This is a genomic window from Polaribacter sp. (assembly GCF_049276715.1).
Classification (GTDB): Bacteria; Bacteroidota; Bacteroidia; order Flavobacteriales; family Flavobacteriaceae; genus Polaribacter.
The window spans coordinates 219,758-245,815 of sequence record NZ_JBASWY010000041.1; the positions used below are offsets into that span (position 1 = coordinate 219,758).

Below are 26,058 nucleotides of genomic sequence, written 5' to 3' on the forward strand. Positions count from 1 at the left end.
ATTATTAAAGCTAACTTATTTGATTGTTTTTAAAGCTATTGTTTAGTTTTAGTGTTTTTTTGGTTGATTTTTTGTTGCTATGTTTACAAAGAATTTAAACCTTTTTACTATGAAATATCAGATAACAATACCAAAACCATGTCATGAAGATTGGAGTAAAATGACACAAACCGAAAAAGGAAAATTTTGTAAAAGTTGTAATAAAGAAGTAATCGATTTTACAAATTTATCAACTTCTGAGATTTCTAAAAAAGTATTAAAAGAGCAAAATTTATGTGGTCGATTTAAAGAATCGCAATTGAATACAGAAATTGAAATTATCAAAAAAAATAATTTTTCTAAAATTGCAGCAGGTGTTGCTTTGGTTTCTGCAATTACAGTTACAGAGCCTTTGTTTTCTCAAACTAAAAAAGATTCTATTGAAAACGTAAATCAAATCCAAGGAAAATTTATAAAAGTGAATGATAGTATCGAAAAGTTCATCAATATAAAAGGAGTTATCAAAGACAACTCTGGCACTTTACCTGGAGTTAGTGTCTTTTTAAAAGGAACGAGTATTAGAACAGAAACAGATTTTGATGGAAATTTTTCAATTAAAATACCCAATGAAAAGGGAAAGTCTACTATATTAGTTATCTCGTATTTGGGATATCATTCTCAAGAAATAGATATTTTAAAAATTAAAAAACCTTTAGTTATTGAAATGAAGGAAGATGAAAATGTATTGGAAGAAATAATAATAATTGCTGGTCAGATATCAGTAAATAAAGAAAAGAATTTATTAAAACCTTTAAGAAATTTATTCAAAAAGAAAGAAAACAGAAATTAATAAATGAGTCATAAAATAGTTATATCAATTCTCTTTTTGGTATTTAGTGTATCAACTTTAAATGCTCAGGAAAAAATTATTACTCAAAAAGGAGTAGAGTTTCCTTTGAGAATTATTGTGGTTGATAGCAACAATAATCAAATTACAAAAAATGTTGATATTGAGGTAAATGGGTTTTATTACTCTTTTTCAGATGTAAATGGAAGATATATTGTAAGAGCCAAAGTTGGTGATGATCTTCGAGTTTCACATCCAGATTTTGAAACGGTTTATTACACCTTAACTTCTAGCGAAGACATTAAAATAATTATTGAAGATGGTTTAAAAAATAAAAAAACAATTTCTAAAACACGCGAATCTAAAAGTGAAGACTTGTATTTAAAACATTTAGATTCTGCTAAATTTTATCAAAAGAAAGACATAGAAAAAAGTTTATCTTTTATAGAAAAAGCCTTAAAAGGTAAAGAAAATAAAAATCGAAATGCAGCAACTTACAAGTTATTAGCTGATATTTATTTTCACTGGAAACAGTTTGATTTAGCAGTCTATAATTACAAATTATCGAATCAAATTTTTGAAGATATTAACACTAAAATATCTCTAGCTAAAGCTCAGTTTTTATCAAAAGGTTATACAGAAAGTGAAAGCACTTACAAAAATTTAAAAACTCAAAAGTTAAGTAATTACGAAAAAATTCAAGTTTTTGAAGGTTTGGCAGATGTTTTATTTACCTCTAAAAAATACAATGAGGCAATTACAAATTATCAGCAGGCATTGCAGGTTGCAAAAGATAATTTAGTAACTCCGAAAATCACAGATTTAAACTCTAAAATTGCCAACGTTTTTGCAGCTCAGGGAAAAGTAAATAAAGCAGAGAATTTGTTTAAAAATTCGTTGAATCTGGCAGAGAAAGAAAACCCTAAAAGAGCTCTAGAAGAAGAAGAAAAAGTAGCCGATTTTTACAATGATAATAGACGTTTTGATGAGGAAATTAAATTACGAAAAAAGAGTTTAAAAAAGGCCGAAGAAAATGAATCATCACCTCAAAAGTTAGTTAAAAATGATTCCATTACTTCCCAAAAAATAAATTATAAAATTGGGAATGCCTATATTTTAAAAGAAGACTATAGAGAGGCAATTCCGTTCTTGCAAAAAAGTATAGAAGTTGCCAATTTAAAAAAGGATTTTGTTGTAGAAAAAGATGCTACCAGAAAAATTTCTGAGGTTTTTGCCAATTTAGGCGAAAACGAAAAAGCATTAAAAAACTACAAAGAATATGTTGCTTTGGTTGATTCTTTATACGTTCGAAAAGAACAAGAAATTCAACAAGTAAAACGTTTTTCGAAGAAAATTTCCGACAATCAAAATAGAATTGCAAGTTTAGAAAAAGACAAAGAATTAACTGAGAGTAAAATAAGTTTGGCTTATGTAGACCAAAAATTATCCGAAGAAAGTAATCAAAGACAACGTTTAATTATTTACTCTTTAATTGGTGGTTTTTTATTGATGAGTTTGTTGGCGTATTTTATGTTTAGAAACAACAAACAACAAAAATTAGCCAATAATTTATTAGCGCTAAAATCTATGCGTTCGCAAATGAATCCGCATTTTATTTTTAACGCTTTAAACTCTGTAAATAGCTTTATTGCTGTAAATGATGAAAGGAATGCAAACCGTTATTTAAGTGAATTCTCGGTTTTAATGCGTTCTGTTTTAGAAAATTCTGATGAAGATTTTATCTCTTTAACCAAAGAAATAGAATTGTTAGAATTGTATGTAAAATTAGAACACAATCGTTTCAAGGACAAGTTCGATTATCAAATAAATATTGATGAAAACATCGATTTAGAGCAATTTTCAATTCCACCAATGTTGTTGCAACCTTATATAGAAAATGCTATTTGGCATGGTTTACGTTATAAAAATGAGAAAGGAAATTTAGAAATTTCCATCAATCAAAAAGACAAAGAAACGGTTTCAATTTTAATTATTGATGATGGAATTGGACGTAAAAAATCGCAGGAAATCAAAACGAAGAATCAACTAAAACAGAAATCGAAAGGAATGAGCAATATAAAAAACAGAATTGCCATTTTAAACAGTATGTATAAAGAACGAATTTCTGTAAATGTTTCTGATGCTTTTGATAAGGGAGAAGGAACAAAAGTAGAGTTGTTTTTGAAAAGAAAATAAAAATGAAGAGTGAAGATTGAAGTAGGAAAAAAATTAGGAAAACTTCCAACTTCATACTTCAAGCTCCTAACTTAAAAGTTATGAAATTAAAAGCCATTATTGTCGAAGATGAACAAATAAGTAGAGAAATTCTACGAAATTACATTGGTAAATATTGCCCAAATGTAAAGTTGTTAGGGGAAGCAAGTAACATTGACGAAGCTCATCAATTGATACAAAAACACCAATTAGATTTGGTTTTTTTAGATGTAGAAATGCCTTTTGGAAATGCTTTTGATTTGCTCGAAAAATTAGAAAATAGAACTTTTGAAACCGTTTTTGTAACGGCTTACGATCATTATGCAATTGAGGCTTTAAATAACGATGCAAGTTATTATTTATTAAAACCCATTTCTATAGATGAGTTGATAAAAGCTGTAAACATTGTTACCCAAATTAAGGAAAGAGAAAATGAATTGCAGCATCAAATATTAGTTCCAAAAACAAATTCAGCAAAAGGTAAAATTACCATTCCACAACAAGATGGTTTTGAAGTTTTAGATATTGATGATATTGTTTTTTGCAAGGCAGATGATAATTATACAGAAATTCATTTAGCCAATTCTAAAAAGTTGGTCAGCAAAACTTTAAAATATTTTGAAGATGCTTTAACAGAATATACGTTTGCAAGAATCCATAAATCGTATTTGGTAAACGTTAACGCAATTACAAAATATAAAAAAGGAAAAGGAGGAAGTGTAATCGTTTCTAATGGAAAAGAAATTCTGGTGTCTGCTTCTCAAAAAGCGAATTTGTTGTCTTATTTTAAATAAAAAAAGCCCATCTTTAATTCTTCCTAAAGGGAAGAAACACTCAAACGAAACACAACTATATTTTTCTATTGTGTCTCTCTGGTAATTTTTATCTTTACAATTTACAAATGTTTAAATTTTATAAAATATGCCAATAATCAAACCAGTAAATAATAAACATCCACAAATACCAGAAGATTGTTTTGTGGCAGAAAATGCAACCATTCTTGGAGAAGTTTCTTTAGGAAAAGAATGTTCTATTTGGTATAATGCTGTGATTAGAGGAGATGTGCATTACATCAAAATTGGCAACAAAGTAAACATTCAAGATGGAGCAGTAATTCATGCAACCTATTTAAAATCGCCTACCAATATTGGAAATAATGTTTCAATAGGGCACAATGCAATTGTACATGGTTGTACAATTCACGACAATGTTTTAGTGGGTATGGGTTCTATTATTATGGATGATTGCGTTATAGAATCGAACTCAATAATTGCAGCAGGTGCAGTGGTTACAAAAAATACAAGAGTAGAAAGTGGTAGTATTTATGCAGGAGTACCAGCTAAAAAAGTGAAAGATATTTCTCAAGAATTAATTTCTGGTGAAATAGATAGAATTGCTAATAACTACGTGAAATATTCCAGTTGGTTTAAAGAGTAATTTTTAAAATAAAAAACCCAATTTCTTTTCAGAAACTGGGCACTTATTAAACCAATCAACCAAAACTAGTTTACTATTCTTCTCTATTTTCAGACATTTTTTTCTTTTTCATAGCTCCTTTTTTCATCATCATTTTTTTGCCTTTCATTTTCCTAGACTTTGCCATTTTTTCAAATTTTTCAAACTGCTCTTTGTCTAAAATATTTTTCATATTTTTCTTAAATGCAATTTGATTGTCTAAACGTTTCATTTGCATTTCATAAATTTCATCAGCAGAAGGTTTTTTATCACTTTCTTTTAAAGCCTTCCAATTCTCCATGTTTGCTTTTTTAGTTTCTGCTTGTGCTTTTATTAAAGGAATTATCTGGTTTTGTTGTTTTTCAGATAAATCTAAAGCCAATGTCATTTTTTTAACTGCCAAGGTTGTATGTTGTTCTACAGACATTTTTGGTCTTTTGTTTTCTCTTTTATTTTTTTCTTTTTGCTGGCCATTTACTGTGAAGGTAAATACAAATGCTACCAAAATAATACTTGCTATTTTTCTCATGATGTTATCTTTTTAAATTTTTATAATATACTTCTTTGACATTAAAAAAAGGAAAAGGTTTAATCTTAAATATTGATTAACAGTTTTTTAACAGTGTTTTTTTTGATAAAAAAAATCAGCAGATATTCTTTTTAGAATCTATGCTGATTTAAATTCGAGTTTAAGTAAAAAAATTAAAACTCTTTAATTTTCGTTTTTCTCTTTCTTTCCTTTCTTTCCTTTCTTTCCTTGTTTTCCTTTTTTTTCTGCGTCAATTGCTTTGAATTTTTCAAATTGCTGCTCACTTAATATTTCTGACATTTTTTTATTCATATCAGCTTCTTTGGCATCTCTATCTTCTTTCATTTTTTTGCGAGCTTCTTTACTTGGCTTTTCTCCAGATTCTTGCATTAATTTTCTTTGCTCGTTCATTGCTTTTCTATCCTCGATTTGCGAAACCAATAAAGGTTTAATTTTTGCTTGTTGATCTGCAGATAATTCTAAATCTGTGGTTAATTGAGCAAGTATTTTTTCAACTTGTTTACCATCTTTTTTTTGTGCTTGTGCTGTTAATGTAAAAGCAAAAACAAGGATTGTGATACTAATTACTTTTTTCATTTTTTTATTTCTATTTAGTTATGCAGTTTAGACTTTAGAAAAATCAAAAGGTTTAAATTTGCACTAGTTTTAAACAAGAATTCATTAATTATGAAAAAATTTCTTATACTTTTTTGCTTCTTATCTCTTTCTTTAAATTCACAAGAGGCAGAAAATGTAGATTTAAGTAATCCTTATGCAACTATATACACACATTTATTTTTTTTACAAGATGCTTCTTATCAACCTGAAAAATCTGCCAAAACTATTTTAGGTTTAGATGGAAAAAAAGCTATTGAAAAAGCGATTAAAATAAAAAGAATTCTAGATGGAAAAGGGTTAGTAGTAGATTTTAATAAAATTCCAAACAATCCTAATTATAACGATACTATTGGTTACTCGAATTATTATAAATATGTTTTGTTTCCAGAGAGAATGCCTCAAATTTATGTTGAAAAAGTAGATGACAAATGGTATTATTCAACAGAAACCATTGCCCAAATAGATAATTTATACAAAGATGTTTTTCCTTGGTATGTAGAAAGTTTGCAAAATATAATACCTGAATCTGGTCATAAAAATATAATGGGTATAGAGATTTGGCAATTAGTTGCATTAATAATGGTCTTTTGTTTATCACTCTTAATTTTCTTTATCATTAAAAAAATTACCTTTTGGATTTTACAAAGAGTACAACATCAAATAACTAAAAGTGAAAATAATTTAGAGGTAAAGTTGGTTTTAAAAAAATTGGCACATCCAATAAGTTTATTGGTTTCTTTAACATTTGTTGATACTTTTTTTCCTTCTCTAGAATTTTCTATAGAGATAAATAAATGGTTATTTTTAGCAATAAATATTGCTGAAACTATTTTTTGGATTTATATTTTTCTAAAATTAGTACAAGTAGTAATGCGTATTTATGGCGAGTTTACTGAAACTACTCATGGAAGACTTGATGACCAATTAGTTCCAATTTTAAACAATTTTTTAACAGGAATTGTTTTGGCAGTTGGTTTGTTTAACCTGTTAAGATTGTTTGGTGTAGACACTACAACTTTATTAGCAGGCGCAACAATTGGTGGTTTGGCATTTGCATTGGCATCTCAAGACACTGTAAAAAACTTGATAGGAACGATCATGATTTTTATGGACAAACCTTTTCATATAGATGATTGGATAGAAGCTGGTGAAGTAGTTGGAACTGTAGAAAAAGTTGGTTTTAGATCTACCAGAGTTCGTGCAGCAGATACATCCATTTATCAAATTCCGAACAGTAAATTATCAGAAATTGTAATTAATAATAAAGGTTTGCGCTTGTTCAGACGTTATAATACGAACTTAGGTTTGCGTTACGACACTCCACCAGAATTAATAGAAGCATTTGTAAACGGAATTAGACAAATTATTATAGAACACCCAGAAACACGCTCGGATTCTTATAATGTTGAGTTTACAGGTTTTGGAGATTCTGCACTTTTAGTAATGGTAAATGTATATTTTAAAAGTTTAGAATGGGGTATAGAACAAACTTCGAAACACAGATTGCATATTGCCATTGTAAAATTAGCAAAAGAATTGGGTATAGAGTTTGCTTTCCCATCTACAACTGTTACAATAGAACAGTTTCCAGACAAAGGAAATTTATTGCCAAAATATAACATAGATAAAGAAAGAATTGATGCTTCCATTCAAAAAATAGTATCAGATTTTTCTAAAAATATTTCAAGAGATACACCAACAGATAACAGATGAAACATTACCTAAAACACTTTTTTCGCTTTTTATTTTTATTGATAATCGCCTTTGTAATTTTCTTTTTCTGGGCATCATCATCTACTTTAAATAAAAGTGAATATGCTATTTTACAAGTAGTTGAAGGTAATTTTACAGTTGATAATGATTCTGTTTTTAGCATTATCACTTATAATATAGGTTATTTAAGTGGTATGACTAATAATTTACCTGTATCCAAACCAAAGGGATTATTTGACACAAATTTGGATAAAGTGTTAGAGGAAACTAAAAAAGTGAATCCAGATATTATCGCTTTTCAAGAAATAGATTACAATGCTTCTCGTTCATTTAATATAAATCAAGAAAGCGAAATTGCAAATTTGGGTTTTAAATATAGAGCTAAAACCATTAATTGGGATGAAACTTATGTGCCTTTTCCTTATTGGCCACCCACAATGCATTTTGGAAAAGTAGTTTCTGGGCAGTCAATTATTAGTAAATATCCATTAAAAGACCAACAAAGAATTGTTTTAGAAAGAGTATCAAATGCTCCTTTTTATAGAGATGCTTTTTATTTAGAACGTTTGGCGCAAGTTGTAAAAGTTACTTTAAATAACAAAGAAGTAATATTGATAAATGTTCATTTAGAAGCTTTTGATAAAACAACTAGAGCAAACCAATTTGAAGAAGTTTTGGCAATTTTTAATCGATATAAAGAAAACTATCCAACAATTTTATTGGGCGATTTTAATTCGGAAGCAAGAGATAAAGAGGCTGTAATTCAACAGATGTTTACGATGGAAAATATTGGAAATGCAGCATTTGATTTAGAACATCTTTCGAATACTTACGATAGTAAAAACCCGAAAGTTCGAATAGACTATATTTTTTATACTAAAAATTCGATTGAGTACATTTCTGGAAAAGTCTTAAACGAGTTTGGGGAAGCTTCAGATCATTTGCCTGTTTTTATGGAGTTTCGATTGAAGTAATCAATTAAATATAAAAAACTCGTTTGGTATTTTTTAATAAATGGAGTTTCGTTATCGTTGTTGTACAAGTTTAGTTGCGTTGATTTAGTAATAAAGTTAATAAATAATTACTGACCAAGAAAATCCGCGAGGATTTTCGTAAGTGAGCAGAAAGCAAGCAATTAATTTTGTACGGTGTTGTGCAACGTTTTTTTATTTCGTTCGGAATGTTTTTAATAAATTTTCTAATTCACAAAGTTCCTTTTTTCCATATTTGTCTTTACTTACAGATAAATTTAAAGTGTAAAATAAATTTTCAGTTGGATGTTCAGTCATAATGTACAATGTAAAAGAAGGAATTGAATCATTTTTAAAGTCAACTAAATTCCACAAAGATTCTATTCCATTTATTTTAGTTAAGCCAGATTCGATAACATTATATTTTGACTCAATATCAGCTTGTTGTTCCTTTTTACTCATCCAATTTTCAGCTTTACTCAATTCTGAAACACTAAATGATTTAAAACTATTTCCTTCGAGTACAGCTCCAACTATTCCATTTCCTAATTCGTCATTGTGAAAATTCGGTTCCCAATTTTCATTCGGAAAAGTAACATGAAATCTATCAAGATTATCAGTTACTTTAATTCCTTTTTTAATATCTATTTTCAAGCATTCACAATCAGAGATAAAGTCCGATTTTTCTTGGCAGGAAGAGACTGAATAAACTAAAATTAACAAAAATAATATTCGGATTTTCATTTTTTTAATGTTGCACAACTTTATTGATATAAAATCGTTTCAATGTTTTATATCAGACGATAACGAAGTTAGCGTTTTAAAAAATTAGAAACAAACCAAATTATTTTACTCTTTCAAAAACAAAATCAATTCTAAAATCATCAGAAGAAATAATTGCTTTTAATTGCTTATTTTCTATATAATATTTTATTTTTTTTGGGAATTCGTTTTTAGGGTTTTCACAGACAAAAGAAGTATTTGTTTGTTGTGTAAACTTAAATAGAGTAGGCGTTTCATTTACACCTTCTACTTTTAAATATAAGGTGTCATTTACAGAAATAATACTCATGGTTTCTTGAAAAGTGGTGTTTGCACCTTTTTTGGTATAACCTATTCCTGTAAAATTGGTGTTCCAAGTTTCGTAAGTTTGGCTGCCAGGTTTATCGTTTAAACGAATCCAATTGCCAATTAAAAAAGCTGGTTTTTCTAATTTATTTTTATCATTTTGACAAGAGATTGTCAATAGAAAACAACATATAAAAAGATAATTTTTCATTAAAAATAAATTTACACCCTCAAATATAGTTAAATTGATATAATTGAATTCACAAGAAATATTGTAAATTTACCCCCAAGAAAAGACAGAAGATGTTAGATAAATTAAGAATTGTTAAGCAACGTTATGATGAGGTTTCTGATTTAATTATTCAGCCAGAAATTATAGTAGATCAAAAGCGTTATGCGCAATTAATGAAGGAATATAAAGATTTAGGAAGTGTTGTTAATAAAGGCGAAGAATACCAAGTTTTATTAAACAATATAGAAGAAGCTAAAGAAATTATTGCTGATGGTTCTGATGCAGAAATGACAGAAATGGCAAAGATGCAACTAGAAGAAGCCAACATTAGAATTCCTGAATTAGAAGAAGAAATTAAAATTTTATTGATACCAAAAGATCCAGAAGATTCTAAGAATGCAGTTGTAGAATTGCGTGCAGGAACTGGAGGTGATGAAGCAAGTATTTTTGCTGGAGATTTATTTAGAATGTATTCTAAATATTGCGAAAGTAAAGGTTGGAAAGTTGCTACTGTAGATTATTCTGAGGGCACAAATGGTGGTTTTAAAGAGATTCAGTTCGAAGTGAATGGAACAGATGTTTACGGAACTTTAAAGTTCGAAGCTGGTGTGCATCGTGTGCAAAGAGTACCACAGACAGAAACTCAGGGACGTGTGCATACATCTGCAGCCACGTGTATGGTATTTCCAGAGGCAGAAGAATTTGATGTTGAGATAAATCCAAAAGATGTAAGAATCGATTTTTTCTGTTCTTCAGGTCCTGGAGGTCAGTCTGTAAATACAACCTATTCTGCTGTTCGTTTAACGCATTTACCAACTGGCTTGGTTGCTCAATGTCAAGATCAAAAAAGTCAGCATAAAAATAAGGAGAAAGCTTTTAAAGTTTTAAGATCTCGTTTGTATGATATGGAATTGGCCAAAAAACAAGCAGAAGATGCTTTAAAACGTGGTTCTATGGTTTCTTCTGGAGACAGAAGTGCGAAGATTAGAACTTACAATTACGCACAAGGTAGAGTTACAGACCATAGAATTGGCTTGTCTTTATATGATTTGCCAAATATTATAAATGGTGATATTCAGAAAATTATTGATGAATTAATGCTTGCTGAAAATACCGAAAAATTAAAGCAATTAGGAGATGGAATTTAAATTCATCTAAAAAAAAAGCCTTCTACTTAACAAAATAGAAGGCTTTTTTTTGTTCAATTTTTTTTAATTACCAAATAAATGAAGTTCTGTAAATGTTTTATCTATAGAAATGGCTTGCGTATTTCCATTTTTTAATCCACTTAAATCTACTTCAACATTATCTATTTCTATGGTCGTTATTTTAAAAGGTAAATTATGAAAAACGATATTAAAGTTTTTATAATCTGCTTCAAAAGTTCCTTCTTTGTGTTGTTGTAAAATAAATTCGTTCTTTTTACCAGTTACTTTAAACGTGCGTAAGCTATATCGTCCTTTCTTATAATCATAACCATCATGTGCGTCATCATACAACTGAGATCTTTCTTTGCCTTCTTTGTAATAAACATCTAATGTAACTTCATCAAATTTCTTTTCTCCCACATATTGTTGTACAGGGTATTTAGGAATAACAGCACCTTCTTTTATAAAAATTGGCATGCTATCTAATTCTGCATCAACCCACATTTCTTTTCCACCTTCTACAACTTCTTCAGTCCAGAAATTATACCATTTACCTCTTGGTACATACATTCTTCTACCTTTGGCATTTGGTTCTTGTATTGGGCAAACTAAAATACTTTCGCCATAAATAAACTCATCACTTCTATAATGTGTGTGCACATCTTCTTGATCGAATAAAACCAATGATTTTAAAATAGGAATTCCATGGTTTATATGATTCCAAAAAGCAGTATATAAATAAGGTAATAATTGATATCTTATTTCTACGAACTTTCTAACAATGTCTGTAATTTCTTCTCCAAAAACCCAAGGTTCTTGATCTCCATGATCTCCTGAAGAATGTACTCTACAAAAGGCATGAAAAACACCTAATTGAATCCATCTTGCAAAAAGTTCTCCTTGAGGCTGCTCAGCAAAACCACCTATATCTGATCCTGCAAAAGAGAAACCAGACATTGCCATTCTTTGTGCTTGGTTGTTTGCAATTGCCAAATGTTCCCAAGTTGCAACATTGTCTCCCATCCAAGTTGATGTATATCTTTGTGCTCCAGAATATGCAGATCTTGTAATTACAAAAGGTCTTTTTGGATATGCATATTTCTTTAATCCATGGTAAGTTGCACGCGCCATTTGCGTTCCGTAAATATTATGCGCTTTTCTGTGCGAACAAGGATTACCATCATAATCATGTCTTACATCATTTGGGAAAGATTTGTTAGGAACATCCATTACAGCTGGTTCATTCATATCGTTCCAAACACCTTTTACGCCAATATCTTCTATTAATTCTTGAAATAAACCAGACCACCATTCTCTAACTTCTGGTTTTGTAAAATCTGGAAAATAACATTCTCCAGGCCAAACTTTTCCTTTCATGTATGGGCCATCTGCACGCTTACAGAAATAATCTTTATCTAATGCTTCTTTAAAAACATCATATTCTAAATCTATTTTAATTCCTGGGTCTATTATAACAACGGTTTTAAAACCATCATCTTCTAGTTCTTTTACCATTCTTTTTGGGTCTGGAAAATGATTTTTATCCCAGGTAAAACATCTAAAACCATCCATATAATCGATATCTAAATAAATAGCATCGCAAGGAATTTTTAAATCTCTAAATGTTTTAGTAACCTCTTTTACGTTACTTTCTGGATAATAACTCCATTTGCATTGGTGAAAACCTAAAGCCCATAAAGGAGGTAATGCATGAGGTTTGCCAGTTAAATCTGTATAATTGGCAACAACATCTTCCATTTTTGGCCCGTAAATAAAGTAGTAATTCATTTCGCCACCTTGCGCCCAAAAACTAGTTACATTTCTTCTTTCGTGAGCAAAATCGAAATGTGTTTTAAAGGTATTATCAAAGAAAATACCATAAGATTTATTATCTTGAATAGCTGTATAAAAAGGAATAGCTTTGTAAATAGGATCTGTATTTTTGCCAAAAGCATAAGAATCTGTTGCCCAATTTTCGAAACGTTTCCCTTTCATATTTACTTCGACAGGCTTGTCTCCTAAACCATAAAAACTTTCAGCTTTTTGACAAACTTTACTCATTTTTACAATGTCTCCACCATATTCGTAACTTTCTTCCCAATGAAAACCAATTTCATCTTGATTGATTAACTTTAAATCTAGAGCGTCATATAAACTTACTTGTAAGCTCAATTTTTCTACTTTACAAATTAATTTAGATGTTTTAATAGTATAATGAGTTGTATTTTCTGAAACTTCTAAAAAGTTGTAACCACGAGAGGCATGTATAGTAACTCCGTAAGAAAAGTCTTTTTCAAATTTACCAGTTGTTGTGTATCTAAATCGAATAACACTATCTCTTACTACAGTAACTTGTAAAACAACATTATTTTTAGTTGTAAAATAAAGTGTATCTACGTCTTTTTTATATTGTATTATTTCTGATGGAAACAAGTTTCCTTTTTGTTCTAACTCTGTATTAACAATCATGTTTTTGTTTGTTTTTATATCTTGTAAAAATCGTAAAATTTGATAAAATACTGAATTGTCTTCGTATTTATTTACGATAACGTTATCGATTAAATTTGGGTAAAAGTATTGCTTATTGTATTAAAATTAATATTATAATCTTTCAATTTATCAAAAATGCAAAGAATTTAGAAAACCTTAATAGGAAAGATTTTTTTTATGAAGTGCAAAAAAAAAGCTCTCTTTTATTACAAATACTGCAATTAGAGAGCTTTGGTTTTATTTAAATTTAAAAGCTAACATGCCTAAAGGAGGTAAATTCAATTCTATTGAATGCTCTCTTCTATTCCAAGATTTTTCTTCGCTTTTTAAATTTTTATTTTTAAAATTCCCAGAACCATAATATTTTGTCTCATCACTATTAAAAATTTCTTTTATAGTGCCAGATTTAGGCAAACCTATTCTATAACTTAATCTAGGTATTGGCGTTAAATTTAGAATGATAATAACGTTGTCTTTTTCGTTCTCACCTTTTCTTATATAGGTAAGCACAGAGTTTTGATGATCTCCATGATCGATCCACTCAAAACCTTCATGAGAAAACTGTTTTTGAAATAAAGCTGGTTCTTTTTTGTACAATTTATTCAAATCTTTAACCAGTGTTTGAGCGCCTTTATGCACATCAAACTCTAATAAATGCCAATCTAAACTTCCGTCAAAATTCCATTCGCTGGTTTGCCCAAACTCACTTCCTTGAAACAATAATTTTGCTCCTGGATGTGTGTACATAAAACTATATAGCAAACGCAAATTTGCAAAACGTTGCCATTCATCACCAGGCATTTTACTAACAATTGACTTTTTACCATACACAACTTCATCGTGAGAAAGAGGTAGCATAAAGTTTTCTGAAAAGGCATAATTTAAACCAAATGTTAAATTATTTTGATGATGTTTTCTATAAATAGGTTCTTTAGCAAAATATTGCAAAGAATCGTGCATCCAACCCATCATCCATTTCATACCAAAACCTAAACCACCATCGTATATTGGTCTAGAAACTTTAGGAAAAGAAGTAGATTCTTCTGCTATAGTTTGCACATCTGGAAAAGAAGCGTAAACTTCAGAATTCATTTCTTTAATAAAATCGATGGCTTCTAAATACTCTCTACCTCCAAAAATATTTGGTTCCCATTGACCATCTTTTCTAGAATAATCTAAGAATAACATCGAGGCTACAGCATCTACTCTTAAACCATCTGCATGATATTGGTCTAACCAAAAAATGGCATTGCTTATTAAAAACGCTTTGATTTCGTTTCTACCATAATTAAAAATTAAACTTTTCCAGTCTTGATGATATCCTTTTCTTCTATCTGGATGTTCATATAAATGAGACCCATCAAAGAAACCTAAACCATGATCGTCTGAAGGAAAATGCGAAGGTACCCAGTCTAAAATAACTCCAATTCCTTTTTCGTGAAACTTGTCTACTAAATGTTTAAAATCATCTGGATATCCAAATCTAGAAGTTGGTGCAAAATAACCTGTTAATTGATAGCCCCAACTAGGATCATAAGGATACTCCATAATTGGCATAAATTCTACGTGTGTAAAATTCATTTCTGCAACATAATTTACTAATTCTTCTGCAAGTTCTTGGTAGCTCAAAAATCGATTTTCTTCAATTTGTTTTTTCCAAGAACCTAAATGCACTTCGTAAACAGAATAAGGCGCATCTAAAGCATTGTTCTTCTTTCTGTTTTTCATCCATTTTTGGTCCTTCCAATCGTAATCATCTTCCCAAACAACAGAAGCTGTTTTTGGAGGATGTTCGCATCTTCTTGCAAATGGATCTGCTTTTTCTGTAATGATGTTATTGTTAGAACTTATAATTTTATATTTATAAATGCTTCCTTTACCTACTTTTGGAATAAATCCTTCCCAAATTCCACTGCCATCCCAACGTACATTTAGTTGATGCTCAACTCCTGACCAGTAATTAAAATCTCCAATTACTGAAACCATTTTAGCACTTGGTGCCCAAACTGCGAAATAGGTGCCTTCTTCGCCATTTACAGTTGTTATGTGAGATCCAAACCTTTCGTATAAACGATAATGTTTACCCGCTTTAAATAAGTTGATATCAAATTCTGTAAAAAGACTGTGTGCTTTTGTTTTTGCCATAATTAATTTTATGAGTTCATAATATTTGCAATCCCTTTTAATGGAATAATTGTCCATTTAGGTCTTGAGTTTAGTTCGTAACCTAGTTCGTAGATTGCTTTTTCTAATATGCAATATTTTAGTAAAAATCTTCTTTCGTTTCTATAACCAATATGAAGATTCGCATTTTTTGTTGTTTCTACATAGGTTTCCATAAATATAGAAACCATGTATTTGTATAATAATTCGCCAATATCGAAAAGTTCTTCTTGACTTTTTTTATACTTTTTTTGATGATTGAAAATGGTTGAATAAATAGCATAATGAAATGATCGAAATAAGCCTGCAACATCTTTTAAAGGAGGTTGTTTTACTTTACGATCTCTAATTGTGCTTTCTGGTTCACCTTCGAAATCTAGAATATAAAAATCATCATCTTGAACTAAAATTTGCCCTAAATGATAATCGCCATGAATTCTAATTCTCTCACCTTTAAGTGTGGTCCAATCAAAATTTACAAGGCGTTTTCTGATTTCGTTTTTCTTTTCTAAAAATTCTTGCGCTAATTTTAATGAGTAACCTTCTAATTTATGAAGATTGTTTTCTGTTAGATTTAGTCGGTTTTGAAATTGATAGGTTAATCTATTCTTTAACCACACAGCATAATCGCCATTAAAACGAGTAGGAGTGAAGGATGTGTCTGCAAACTCAGAACCGAGTGCAGCATGCATTTCTGCAGTTCTTTGCGCTAATAATTTTACTTTATTTAATAAATGAAGCCCAATCCAATCGATTACTTGTGGAGAAACATCTTCAATTTTTAAACGCTTGAATATTTCTACATCTTGTAAATTATGAAAAGAAATATTTTTAGAATCTATGGTTTTATAAATTTTATGAATTTCTTTTAAAAAATATTCCCAAGCATCTCCTTTATTAGGTACTAATTTTTGCATTAAACCAATTGTAATATTGGTGTTTTCTGAGTCTATAATATTAATACTTCCTAAATATGGTGGTGTGTTCTTAAATTCTTTACTATCTGATAAGAATCGACTCATTTCATAATCGGGATTTTTATCGGCATAAATTCTTCTAAAGAATTTCAGAATAAATTCATCATTATAAATAATAGAAGTATTGCTTTGCTCAACACCCATAAATCTTGATGATTTATAAGGAGGAAAATTAAATGCTTCTGTTTTGTGGTATTGAACTGGAGTTTTATCTATAGGTAAAGCACTGCTAATTCTTTCGTAAACTACTTTTCTAAAAGATTCTAAATACATTGCATCTATAATAAAACCTTCTTGATCTTTTAATTTTATAGGTAAAATTCTATTTTCTTGAGCAAAATTTTCATCAGAAACAAATGCAATTGGCAAAAAGTAATGATGGTAAAAAGCTTCTACAAAATTTACTTCTAAAATTAAACCAAAATAGACTTCATCATTTTGCTGAATTCTAAAATATTCGCTTAATTCTATGTATTTTAATTGGCTAGATTTTCCTCCATACCAACGTTGTTTCTGGATGTATTCTTCTAAAATTTCTGATAAAAAAACATTTACAAAATTTTTATCCTCTATAATTTGCTCCCAATTATTTTTGGATGAGAAAATTGGATTTTTTGCAATTGCATTGTTTTTTTTAATCATTATTATTTATTAATTTTAAAAATATGAAAAGGTAAAGTAGCATGCAATTCTACATAATTCCATTCATTATACCAGTTAAAACAATTTTTTGTTACTAAATCTTCTACTTCAATTTTTTGCCCATTATGTATACCTAATTGATGTATTGGTATTTGAATAGAACCAGATTGAGAGTTGTATGCATCTAAGCTGATAACCGTTAAAGTTTCATTGGTTTTTTCTTGATTCCATTTGTAGAATGCAATTAAATTATCGTTTCCAGTTTCTAAAAATTGAATATTATTGGTTTGTTGATATGATTCGTTTTCTTTTCTAATTTGATTTATTCTTGATATTAAAAAAGTAACTTTATTTTCTTTAAACCAATCGTAATGACAAAGTTGGAATTTTTCAGACATATAATATTCCTCTTTTCCAGGAATTGGAGTATCTATCATTTGTTCAAAAACAGGCCCATAAATACCAATGTTAGAACTCAATGTTGCAGCTAATGCGTAACGTTGTAAATACTTACTTTCTGGAGCACCTTGTAAATGATATGGATTAATATCTGGCGTATTTGGCCAAAAGTTAGGTCGCATATATTCTCTTTGTTCTGTTTTGGTTAACTCGTTCATATACTGAATGATTTCATGCTTAGAATCTCTCCAAGTAAAATAGGTATAGGACTGTGTGTAACCTTGTTTTGCCAATTGGTGCATTACTTTTGGTCTAGTAAAAGCTTCTGCTAAAAATAAAACATCTGGATGTTTTTTCTTTACTTGTTCTATAATCCAACCCCAAAAATAATATGGTTTTGTGTGTGGATTATCAACCCTAAAAACGTTAATTCCACAATCTATCCAGTAGAATAAGGTTTCTAAACACTCTTTCCAAAGATTTTTAAAGTCTTTACTTTCCCAATAAATAGGTAAAATATCTTGGTATTTTTTAGGTGGATTTTCTGCATATTGCACAGTTCCATCTGGTCTCCATTTAAACCAATCTGGGTGTTCTTTTACCCAAGGATGATCTGGAGCAGCTTGCAAAGCATAATCCATAGCCACTTCTATACCTAATTCTTTAGCTTTATTCACAAGGTTTTTAAAATCTTCTAAAGAACCTAATTCTGGATGAATATCTTTATGACCTCCATGTTTTGAGCCAATTCCCCAAGTAGAACCAACATCGCCTTCTAAAGCATTTGTGGTATTGTTTTTACCTTTTCTGTTTACTTCACCAATTGGATGAATAGGAGGAAAGTATAAAGTATCGAAACCCATTTGAGCAACTCTTGGTAATAATCTATGGCAATCGTTAAAAGTGCCATGTTTACCCTCTTGTTCTGATGCTGATCTTGGAAAAAATTCGTACCAAGTGCTGAATCTTGCTTTTTTTCTATCTACATAAACCTGATATTCATTTGAGGTTTGAGTAAGCAATTTTTCTGGGTGTTTTTTAAAGATAATATGTAATTTTCTTGAAGTAGCTTCTTTAACAGCTTCTCCATAACTTTCGGTATTTCTAAATATTTGAATAAGAAAGTTTAGATAATCTTTTTCGTCTTTAGATACTTTATCTACTATATTTTCTAAAAGTTCTGCACCTTCTAAAAGTTCTGAATTCACATGTTGATAGTCGTCTATTTTGCGCCCAATTCCATGTTGCCAGTTCAAAGCATAATCTACCCAGCCTTCAATTTTGTATGTATAAAAGCCTTGTTTTGTAGTTTGAAAACTTGCAATATACTCATCGTTATTAGTTGGAGACATTCTAACTTCTGACCAGGATTTTTCTGATTTGTGCTTGTATAGTAAGCTTGTTTGTAAAACATCATGTCCATCTGTAAGAACATCTGCTGTTACGTTTACTATTTCGTCTACAACTCTTTTAATACATACTGTTCCTTGATTTATTTGTGGAGCAATATTTTCTATTACAATTCTACTTTGATTAAGCATTGGTTAGTTTAAATTTTTAAAATTTTACTTCTAATTATCCTATGATAGTTCCTTTCGCTATTGTAGCATCTTTCTTAATCACTACAATACCATCTTTTACTAAGTAAGTATCTGTTTCTATATTTGCAATATGTTTGCCACCATTTATTCTTACATCATCTCCAATTCTACAGTTTTTATCTACAATACAGTTATGTATGTAACATCTGTCTCCAATTCCCATCATAATTTCTATATGATTATTTGCAACATCCTCTAAAGATTCATAAGAATCATTACCCATCATATAGGTATTCGAAATTAAAGAATTTTTACCAATTCTAGATCGAATTCCTATAACAGATCTTTCAATTTTTTCTGCTTGAATAATACAACCATCACCAATTACGGTTTTATTTAAAATAGTTCCAGAAAATTTAGAAGTTGGTAAAATTCTTGGTCTTGTATAAACACTGTTTTCATCGTATAAATTAAATTGAGGAATATCATCTGTTAAACCAAGATTTGCTTCAAAGAAAGAATCAATATTTCCAATATCTGTCCAATATCCTTCATATTGATAACTTAGTGTTTTGTGTTTGTTAATTGCCTGAGGTATAATTTCTTTACCAAAATCATTGGTATCAGGGTTGCTCATTAAATCAACTAAAAGTTTTCTATTAAAAATATAGATACCCATAGAAGCTAAATAATGTCTACCTTGGTTATTCATTTCTGTACCAACATCTGAAGTCCAATTTGGTAATAAATTTGCACCAGGTTTTTCTATAAATGATGTAATAATATTTTTATCATTGGTTTTTAATAGACCAAAAGAAGTTGCATCTTTTGCTGTAACAGGATACGTTGCAATAGTTATTTCTGCTTTACTGTCTTCATGTTTTTTAATCATATCATTAAAATCCATGTTATACAATTGATCTCCAGATAGAATTAAAGCATATTCAAAATCGTTTGCTAAAAAGTGATGCATGCTTTGTCTTACAGCATCCGCAGTTCCTTGAAACCATTTATCACTTTGTATGGTTTGTTCTGCTGCTAAAACATCTACAAAAGCGGAACTAAAAAAACTAAAGTGATAGGTGTTTTTGATATGCTTATTTAAAGAAGCAGAATTAAACTGCGTTAAAACATACATTCTTTTAATATCAGAATTAATACAATTTGAGATAGGGATATCTACCAATCTATATTTACCAGCAATTGGCACAGCAGGTTTAGATCGGTCTTTGGTTAATGGGTACAATCTAGAGCCTTGGCCACCACCTAAAATAATTCCTAATACTTTGTCGTTTATCATTGTTTAATTTTTTAAAGATTTGTATAATTCCTCTACTTGTTTTGCTATAGATATCCAGTCGAAATAATCTTCGACTCTTTTTCTCCCCTTTTTTGCCATCGATTTTCTAAGTTCAGGATTGTTAATTAATTCGTTAATTCCATTTGCTAAATCTCTTGCAAATTTATCTGGATTTACAGGTTCGAAAGGAGCAGATTTTTGCTGTTCTACTGGTATTAAAAGACCAGTTTCTCCATGCACAACAACTTCTTTAATTCCGCCAACAGCACTTGCTACTACAGCAGTATCGCAAGCCATTGCTTCTATATTTATAATGCCAAAAGGTTCGTAAATTGATGGGCAACAAAAAACATCTGCATGAGAATAGAGTTGAATAACTTCTTCTTTTGTAACCATTTTATCGATCCAAATAATATTTTTACGTGTTTTTTGAACTTCGTAAACTGCATCTTCCATTTCTTTTCCAATTTCTTTGGTGTCTGGGGCTCCAGCACAAAGTACAATTTGGGTATCAGCATCTATATATTTAATGGCATTTACCAAATGAATAATTCCTTTTTGTCTCGTAATTCTACCCACAAAAAGAACATAAGGTTTTGCTTTATCTATACCATATTCATCTAAAGTAGACGATTCTGATGTTGTTATATATTGTTGAAGATTAATACCATTATAAATAACCTTTACTTTACTTTCATCAACATTAAAATATTTTAAAACATCTTCTTTCGTTTCTTCTGACACTGCAATTAAAGCATCTGCCATTTCAATTGCTGTTTTTTCAATCCAGGAAGATGCGTCATAACCACGACCTAGTTGTTCTCTTTTCCAAGGCCTTAAAGGTTCTAAAGAATGTGTGGTAATAACAAGTGGAATTCCATAGCATAATTTTGCCATAATACCTGCAAAATGTGAATACCAAGTATGGCAGTGCACAATGTCTGCGTCTACTTTATCCACATTCATATGAATGCCTGTACTTAATGTTTGAAATATGGCCTTTAGTTTTTCTTCTGCTGTATTAAAAATAGGATTTTCGTATGGAAACCCTTTTACGCTTAGGCTGCCTTCATTGGAGTTTTGATCTCCAAAACATCTAACATCTACATCCATTAGTTTAGATAATTCTGCAGCTAAATATTCCACATGAACACCAGCTCCACCATAAACATAAGGTGGAAATTCCCTGGTTAAAAAAAGAGTCTTCATAAATTGATTTTGCGGTATTGTTTATTTACTTAAATGAGACCATTAAGGTATAATAATACTATCAAATTTGCAAAATAATTGAAAAGGTTTTTTGATGAATTTATTATTGAGGGTTCAATAAAATTTTTCAGTCAAATTGATTTTTTGATGTAGATTTTTCATCAAAAATTAATATTGATAAAGAATACTGCAATAATTACAGGGTTTTATTTTGATTGCCTCTAGTTTTATTGATTTCGTCTTGAAGTTGTCTTCTAAGTTTTTGCTCTCTCTCTAGAGATTTCTTTCTGTGCGTCTCAAAATCACTTTCTACAGACAATAAATTATCTTGTGCTTTTTTTGTATCAACATTGCTTTTAGAAAACTTATAAATAAATAATAAAAGACATGAAATCAATAAAATAATTATAAACCAAAGAATAAGATTATAGAATGTTTTATTTATATGAGCCCCAAATAGAGAAATTGAATTTTCTTTTTTCTGAGTTTCTTCTAGTTCTAATTCTGTTTTGTCAAGACTTGAAATTAGCTTTGTTAAATTTTCTCTTTCTGCTTTCAGTAAATTTTCTTTTTCAACTATTAATTTATTTGCATTTTTTATAGAATCTAAAACATTATTTTTTAAGGTTAGATACCTGTCTTTTTCAATAACTTTGTATGTTTGATAAGTTGTAGATGTTCTATAAATATTATCAAATTGATTTTCTATAGATTTAGATTTTTCATTCTTATCATTCAATTCTTCTTGGGCAAAAGAATTTAAAAATAACATTAAAAAAAATACAGTTAGAAATTTAGATTTCATTATTATGCTTTTGTATAATGCAAATTTAAGAAAAAAACCCAAACAAATTGTTTGGGTTTTCAATATAAGCAAGTATTATTATTTATTTAATTTTCTCTACAACTGCCTTAAAAGCTTGTGGGTTGTTTACAGCTAAATCAGCTAAAACCTTACGGTTTAACTCAATATTATTAGCTTTTATTTTACCCATAAACTGAGAGTAAGACATTCCACTTAAACGAGCTGCTGCGTTTATACGCACAATCCATAAAGAACGGAAGTTTCTCTTATTGTTTTTGCGGTCTCTGTATGCATAAAGCATACCTTTTTCAACTGCATTTTTTGCTACTGTATAAACGTTTTTTCTACGTCCAAAGTAACCTTTTGCTGCCTTCAAGATTTTTTTTCTTCTTTTTCTTGAGGCTACTGAATTTACTGATCTTGGCATAATTTCAATGTTTTTTGTAGTAGGCGATTCATTTAAGAATACTTTTTATTTTTGGCCTAACTCCATGGTTAATAATTAAATTCCCTTTTTAAACTTAAAACTTATTTTAAGTTTAATTGCTGCTTAATGTTAGACACATCCGACTTGTGTACTAAAGTATCGTGTGTTAACTTTAATTTACGTTTTTTAGACTTCTTTGTTAAAATGTGGCTTTTAAACGCGTGCTTTCTTTTTATTTTCCCAGAACCAGTAACTTTAAATCGTTTTTTGGCGCTAGATTTGGTTTTCATTTTAGGCATCTCTCCTTCGTTTTTAACTTGCTTATTATCGTTTAGTAATAAAGTTTTAAGGTTTATAAAGTGTAAAAGTTAAGTAAGAACAAAACTTTAGAAACTTAAATATATTAAAAACTTTACTAACTTTTTTATTTTAGTTTTTTTGGAGCGATAAACATAATCATACGTTTACCTTCTAATTTTGGCAATTGCTCCACTTTACCAAATTCTTCTAAATCTTGAGCTAGTCTTAATAATAATATTTGACCTTGTTCTTTAAAGATAATTGAACGTCCTTTAAAGAAAACAAAAGCTTTTAATTTTGATCCGTCTTGTAAAAATTTTTCAGCATGTTTTTTCTTAAATTCATAATCATGCTCATCAGTCTGAGGTCCAAAACGAATTTCTTTAATGGTAACTTTTGTTGCTTTCGATTTTAGAACTTTTTCTCTTTTCTTTTGCTCATACAAGAATTTCTTGTAATCAATTATTTTACAAACAGGTGGTTTTGCTTTTGGTGATATTTCAACCAAATCTAATTCCTGTGCTTTGGCTAATTCTTTAGCTTTTTCTAAAGGATATACACCTACTTCCACGTTGTCGCCTACAAGACGAACTTCGTCAACATATTTTATTTTCTCATTAATCCTATGCTGATCTTCTTTGATTACTCTTAATGGTCTTCTTGACCTACTTCTACGTATTGCTATGACTTATAAATTTAAAATTTAACTTATGGCTGTTTATCAACCTTATTTTTTATTGATGAAACTCTAATATAATTAAAATTTCTTTAATGTTTTGCTTTCTTCTGTTTTAATTAAGGATATAAATTCCTCTATTGTAAATGTACCTAAATCTCCTTCTCCATGTTTTCTCACAGAAACTGTACCATTTTCTTCTTCTTTCTCCCCAAAAATAAGCATAAAAGGTATTTTACCTACTTCAGCATCTCGAATCTTTCTACCAGTTTTTTCACTTCTATCATCTACGAGGGCGCGAATTTCGGAATTTTCTAGCGATTCTAAAACTTTTTCTGAATATTTTTGATATTTCTCACTGATTGGTAGTAAGATAACTTGGTCTGGAGTTAGCCATAAAGGGAAATTACCTGCTGTATGTTCTAGCAATACTGCAATAAATCGCTCCATTGAGCCAAATGGCGCTCTATGAATCATTACTGGTCTATGAGCTTGGTTATCTGAGCCTGTATATGTTAAATCGAAACGTTTTGGTAAATTATAGTCTACTTGAATGGTTCCTAATTGCCAACTTCTTCCCAAAGCATCCTTTACCATAAAGTCTAATTTAGGTCCGTAAAAAGCAGCTTCTCCTTCTTCAATTACAAAATTTAATCCTTTATCAGTAGCAGCGTTAATAATTGCTTGTTCAGCAAGTTCCCAAGTTTCAGTATCTCCTATATATTTATCAGGATTGCTTTTATCTCTAATTGATACTTGTGCTGTAAAATCTTCAAAACCTAAAGAACCAAAAACATACAACACTAAGTCTATAACATCTTTAAATTCTTGATCTAATTGTTCTGGTGTACAGAATATATGAGCATCGTCTTGAGTAAAACCTCTAACGCGCGTTAAACCATGCAGCTCTCCACTTTGTTCATATCTATATACTGTGCCAAATTCTGCAAAACGTTTTGGTAAATCTTTATAAGAATAAGGTTTAAAATTATAAACTTCACAATGATGTGGGCAGTTCATGGGCTTTAATAAAAACTCTTCATCCATTTTCGGAGTTTTTATAGATTGGAAACTGTCTGCACCATATTTTTCATAATGTCCAGAAGTAACATATAATTCTTTCTGACCAATATGCGGAGTCATTACCATTTCATAACCTGCTTTTTTTTGAGCAACTTTTAAGAAGTTTTCTAAACGAGCGCGCAAAGCAGCTCCTTTGGGCAACCATAAAGGCAAACCTGCACCCACTTTCTGGGAAAAAGTAAATAATTCAAGTTCTTTTCCTAGTTTTCTATGATCTCTTTTTTTTGCCTCTTCTAGTAATTCCAGGTAATCAGTAAGCATTTTTTGTTTTGGAAATGAAATTCCGTAAACACGAGTAAGCTGATTATTTTTCTCATCACCTCTCCAGTAGGCACCAGCCACATTCATTATTTTAACAGCTTTTATGATGCCTGTGTTCGGAATATGGCCTCCCCTGCATAAATCTGTAAAATTACTGTGGTCGCAGAAAGTGATTTCTCCATCAGTTAAATTTTCAATTAACTCTACCTTGTAAGGGTTATTTTCCTTTTTATATAAAGATAAGGCGTCTGCTTTGGAAACCTCACGCATTTTAAACTCGTGTTTTCCACGAGCAATTTCTAGAAATTTGTCTTCAATCTTTTTAAAATCGTTTTCTGAAATCGTTTCTTTAAGAAAATCAACATCATAGTAAAAACCATTATCAATGGCAGGTCCGATTGTAAGTTTGGCATTTGGATAAAAGCTTAAAATAGCTTCGGCTAAAACATGAGCAGAGGAATGCCAAAATGCTTTTTTACCAGCATCATCATTAAACGTTAACAAAACTAGTGAGCCATCTGTAACTAAAGGGGTGGTGGTTTCTACAGTTGTTCCATTAAAGTTTGCAGAAATAATGTTTCTTGCTAAACCTTCACTAATGCTTTTGGCTATATCTAGAGGCGTGCTATTTAGAGCAAAATCTTTGATACTTCCATCTGGTAAAGTGATTTTAATCATTACGATATAATAAATTTAGGGTACAAAGATATTAGAAAACAATTTTTAATACATGATTATTAGATATAAAAATTAATTTTTTAATTAATTTAAAATCAATTTATTTTAATCTTCAATTTATTTTAATTTTTCCTGATTCATTTATCACATAACTAATTGATTTATAGGGTTGGGTTTAGTGGTGTGTTAAAAAGATTATAATTTAATAAATTTTTATTAGGTTGATAATAAAAAAGGGTTGTATCTTTGCAGTCCGTTTCGGAAAAAAGTTCATTATTTGTTAGTGTTAAAAAGAGTAAAAAAAATAAATTTATTTTTTATTGTTAAATTAAA

Annotated in this window: 22 protein-coding genes; 7 read left to right on the forward strand and 15 right to left on the reverse strand. The window is 29.7% G+C overall.

Going from position 1 to position 26,058, the window contains the following annotated elements; genetic code table 11:
- The first annotated feature begins 109 nt into the window (after window positions 1–109).
- From WAO74_RS10785 to WAO74_RS10800, 4 genes are all read left to right on the forward strand, one after another.
- Window positions 110–829: a carboxypeptidase-like regulatory domain-containing protein gene (locus tag WAO74_RS10785; protein ID WP_422162009.1), complete on the forward strand. Its 720-nt coding sequence runs from the start codon at window positions 110–112 to the stop codon at window positions 827–829.
- A gap of 3 nt (window positions 830–832) precedes the next feature.
- On the forward strand, window positions 833–3,022 hold the full coding sequence (locus WAO74_RS10790; protein WP_422162011.1) for a histidine kinase: 2,190 nt from the start codon (window positions 833–835) through the stop codon (window positions 3,020–3,022).
- 80 nt (window positions 3,023–3,102) lie between these two features.
- Window positions 3,103–3,834, forward strand: coding sequence for a LytR/AlgR family response regulator transcription factor (locus tag WAO74_RS10795; RefSeq protein ID WP_422162013.1), 732 nt, complete (start codon window positions 3,103–3,105; stop codon window positions 3,832–3,834).
- Between the two features lie 127 nt (window positions 3,835–3,961).
- Window positions 3,962–4,477, forward strand: coding sequence for a gamma carbonic anhydrase family protein (locus WAO74_RS10800; protein WP_422162015.1), 516 nt, complete (start codon window positions 3,962–3,964; stop codon window positions 4,475–4,477).
- Between the two features lie 73 nt (window positions 4,478–4,550).
- On the opposite strand, the gene WAO74_RS10805 is transcribed toward WAO74_RS10800, so the two are convergent.
- Entirely contained in the window at window positions 4,551–5,024 is a 474-nt protein-coding gene (locus tag WAO74_RS10805; protein WP_422162016.1) for a hypothetical protein, read from the reverse strand.
- A 183-nt stretch (window positions 5,025–5,207) separates the two neighbouring features.
- Window positions 5,208–5,621: a hypothetical protein gene (locus WAO74_RS10810; RefSeq protein ID WP_422162018.1), complete on the reverse strand. Its 414-nt coding sequence runs from the start codon at window positions 5,619–5,621 to the stop codon at window positions 5,208–5,210.
- A 90-nt stretch (window positions 5,622–5,711) separates the two neighbouring features.
- On the opposite strand from WAO74_RS10810, the gene WAO74_RS10815 reads away from it, so the two are divergent.
- Both WAO74_RS10815 and WAO74_RS10820 read left to right on the forward strand, forming a co-directional pair.
- Window positions 5,712–7,355, forward strand: coding sequence for a mechanosensitive ion channel family protein (locus WAO74_RS10815; protein ID WP_422162019.1), 1,644 nt, complete (start codon window positions 5,712–5,714; stop codon window positions 7,353–7,355).
- Window positions 7,352–8,329, forward strand: a complete 978-nt coding sequence (locus WAO74_RS10820) for an endonuclease/exonuclease/phosphatase family protein (protein ID WP_422162021.1) — start codon at window positions 7,352–7,354, stop codon at window positions 8,327–8,329. Before WAO74_RS10815 ends, WAO74_RS10820 begins: the two co-directional genes overlap by 4 nt.
- 192 nt (window positions 8,330–8,521) lie before the next feature.
- Here the strand turns inward: WAO74_RS10820 and WAO74_RS10825 are convergent, their stop codons facing one another.
- Complete coding sequence (locus WAO74_RS10825; RefSeq protein WP_422162022.1) at window positions 8,522–9,070, reverse strand: hypothetical protein; 549 nt, start codon at window positions 9,068–9,070, stop codon at window positions 8,522–8,524.
- Window positions 9,071–9,170: 100 nt separating this feature from the next.
- Window positions 9,171–9,605 (reverse strand): hypothetical protein, encoded by a 435-nt coding sequence (locus WAO74_RS10830; RefSeq protein ID WP_422162024.1) that lies wholly within the window; start codon window positions 9,603–9,605, stop codon window positions 9,171–9,173.
- Between the two features lie 92 nt (window positions 9,606–9,697).
- Here WAO74_RS10830 and prfA point away from each other — a divergent pair, with 92 nt between their 5' ends.
- A complete protein-coding gene (prfA, locus tag WAO74_RS10835) occupies window positions 9,698–10,774 on the forward strand; it encodes a peptide chain release factor 1 (protein ID WP_422162026.1) in 1,077 nt (358 codons plus the stop codon).
- 63 nt (window positions 10,775–10,837) lie between these two features.
- Here prfA and WAO74_RS10840 read toward each other — a convergent pair whose 3' ends face one another.
- The 11 genes from WAO74_RS10840 to thrS form a co-directional block, all read right to left on the reverse strand.
- On the reverse strand, window positions 10,838–13,243 hold the full coding sequence (locus tag WAO74_RS10840) for a glycoside hydrolase family 31 protein (RefSeq protein ID WP_422162028.1): 2,406 nt from the start codon (window positions 13,241–13,243) through the stop codon (window positions 10,838–10,840).
- A gap of 258 nt (window positions 13,244–13,501) precedes the next feature.
- Window positions 13,502–15,409, reverse strand: coding sequence for a 1,4-alpha-glucan branching protein GlgB (glgB, locus tag WAO74_RS10845; RefSeq protein ID WP_422162030.1), 1,908 nt, complete (start codon window positions 15,407–15,409; stop codon window positions 13,502–13,504).
- 8 nt (window positions 15,410–15,417) lie between these two features.
- Complete coding sequence (locus tag WAO74_RS10850) at window positions 15,418–17,046, reverse strand: trehalose synthase (protein WP_422162031.1); 1,629 nt, start codon at window positions 17,044–17,046, stop codon at window positions 15,418–15,420.
- Between the two features lie 2 nt (window positions 17,047–17,048).
- On the reverse strand, window positions 17,049–18,986 hold the full coding sequence (locus WAO74_RS10855) for an alpha-1,4-glucan--maltose-1-phosphate maltosyltransferase (RefSeq protein WP_422162033.1): 1,938 nt from the start codon (window positions 18,984–18,986) through the stop codon (window positions 17,049–17,051).
- Between the two features lie 34 nt (window positions 18,987–19,020).
- Entirely contained in the window at window positions 19,021–20,286 is a 1,266-nt protein-coding gene (locus WAO74_RS10860; protein ID WP_422162034.1) for a glucose-1-phosphate adenylyltransferase, read from the reverse strand.
- 3 nt (window positions 20,287–20,289) lie between these two features.
- Entirely contained in the window at window positions 20,290–21,495 is a 1,206-nt protein-coding gene (gene glgA, locus WAO74_RS10865; protein WP_422162036.1) for a glycogen synthase, read from the reverse strand.
- 196 nt (window positions 21,496–21,691) lie between these two features.
- Entirely contained in the window at window positions 21,692–22,300 is a 609-nt protein-coding gene (locus WAO74_RS10870; protein WP_422162038.1) for a hypothetical protein, read from the reverse strand.
- Window positions 22,301–22,382: 82 nt separating this feature from the next.
- Window positions 22,383–22,727, reverse strand: a complete 345-nt coding sequence (gene rplT / locus WAO74_RS10875) for a 50S ribosomal protein L20 (RefSeq protein ID WP_422162040.1) — start codon at window positions 22,725–22,727, stop codon at window positions 22,383–22,385.
- A 101-nt stretch (window positions 22,728–22,828) separates the two neighbouring features.
- On the reverse strand, window positions 22,829–23,026 hold the full coding sequence (gene rpmI, locus WAO74_RS10880; RefSeq protein WP_422162042.1) for a 50S ribosomal protein L35: 198 nt from the start codon (window positions 23,024–23,026) through the stop codon (window positions 22,829–22,831).
- A gap of 125 nt (window positions 23,027–23,151) precedes the next feature.
- Complete coding sequence (gene infC / locus WAO74_RS10885; protein ID WP_422162051.1) at window positions 23,152–23,670, reverse strand: translation initiation factor IF-3; 519 nt, start codon at window positions 23,668–23,670, stop codon at window positions 23,152–23,154.
- Between the two features lie 114 nt (window positions 23,671–23,784).
- Complete coding sequence (gene thrS, locus WAO74_RS10890; protein WP_422162044.1) at window positions 23,785–25,725, reverse strand: threonine--tRNA ligase; 1,941 nt, start codon at window positions 25,723–25,725, stop codon at window positions 23,785–23,787.
- Window positions 25,726–26,058: the final 333 nt, after the last annotated feature.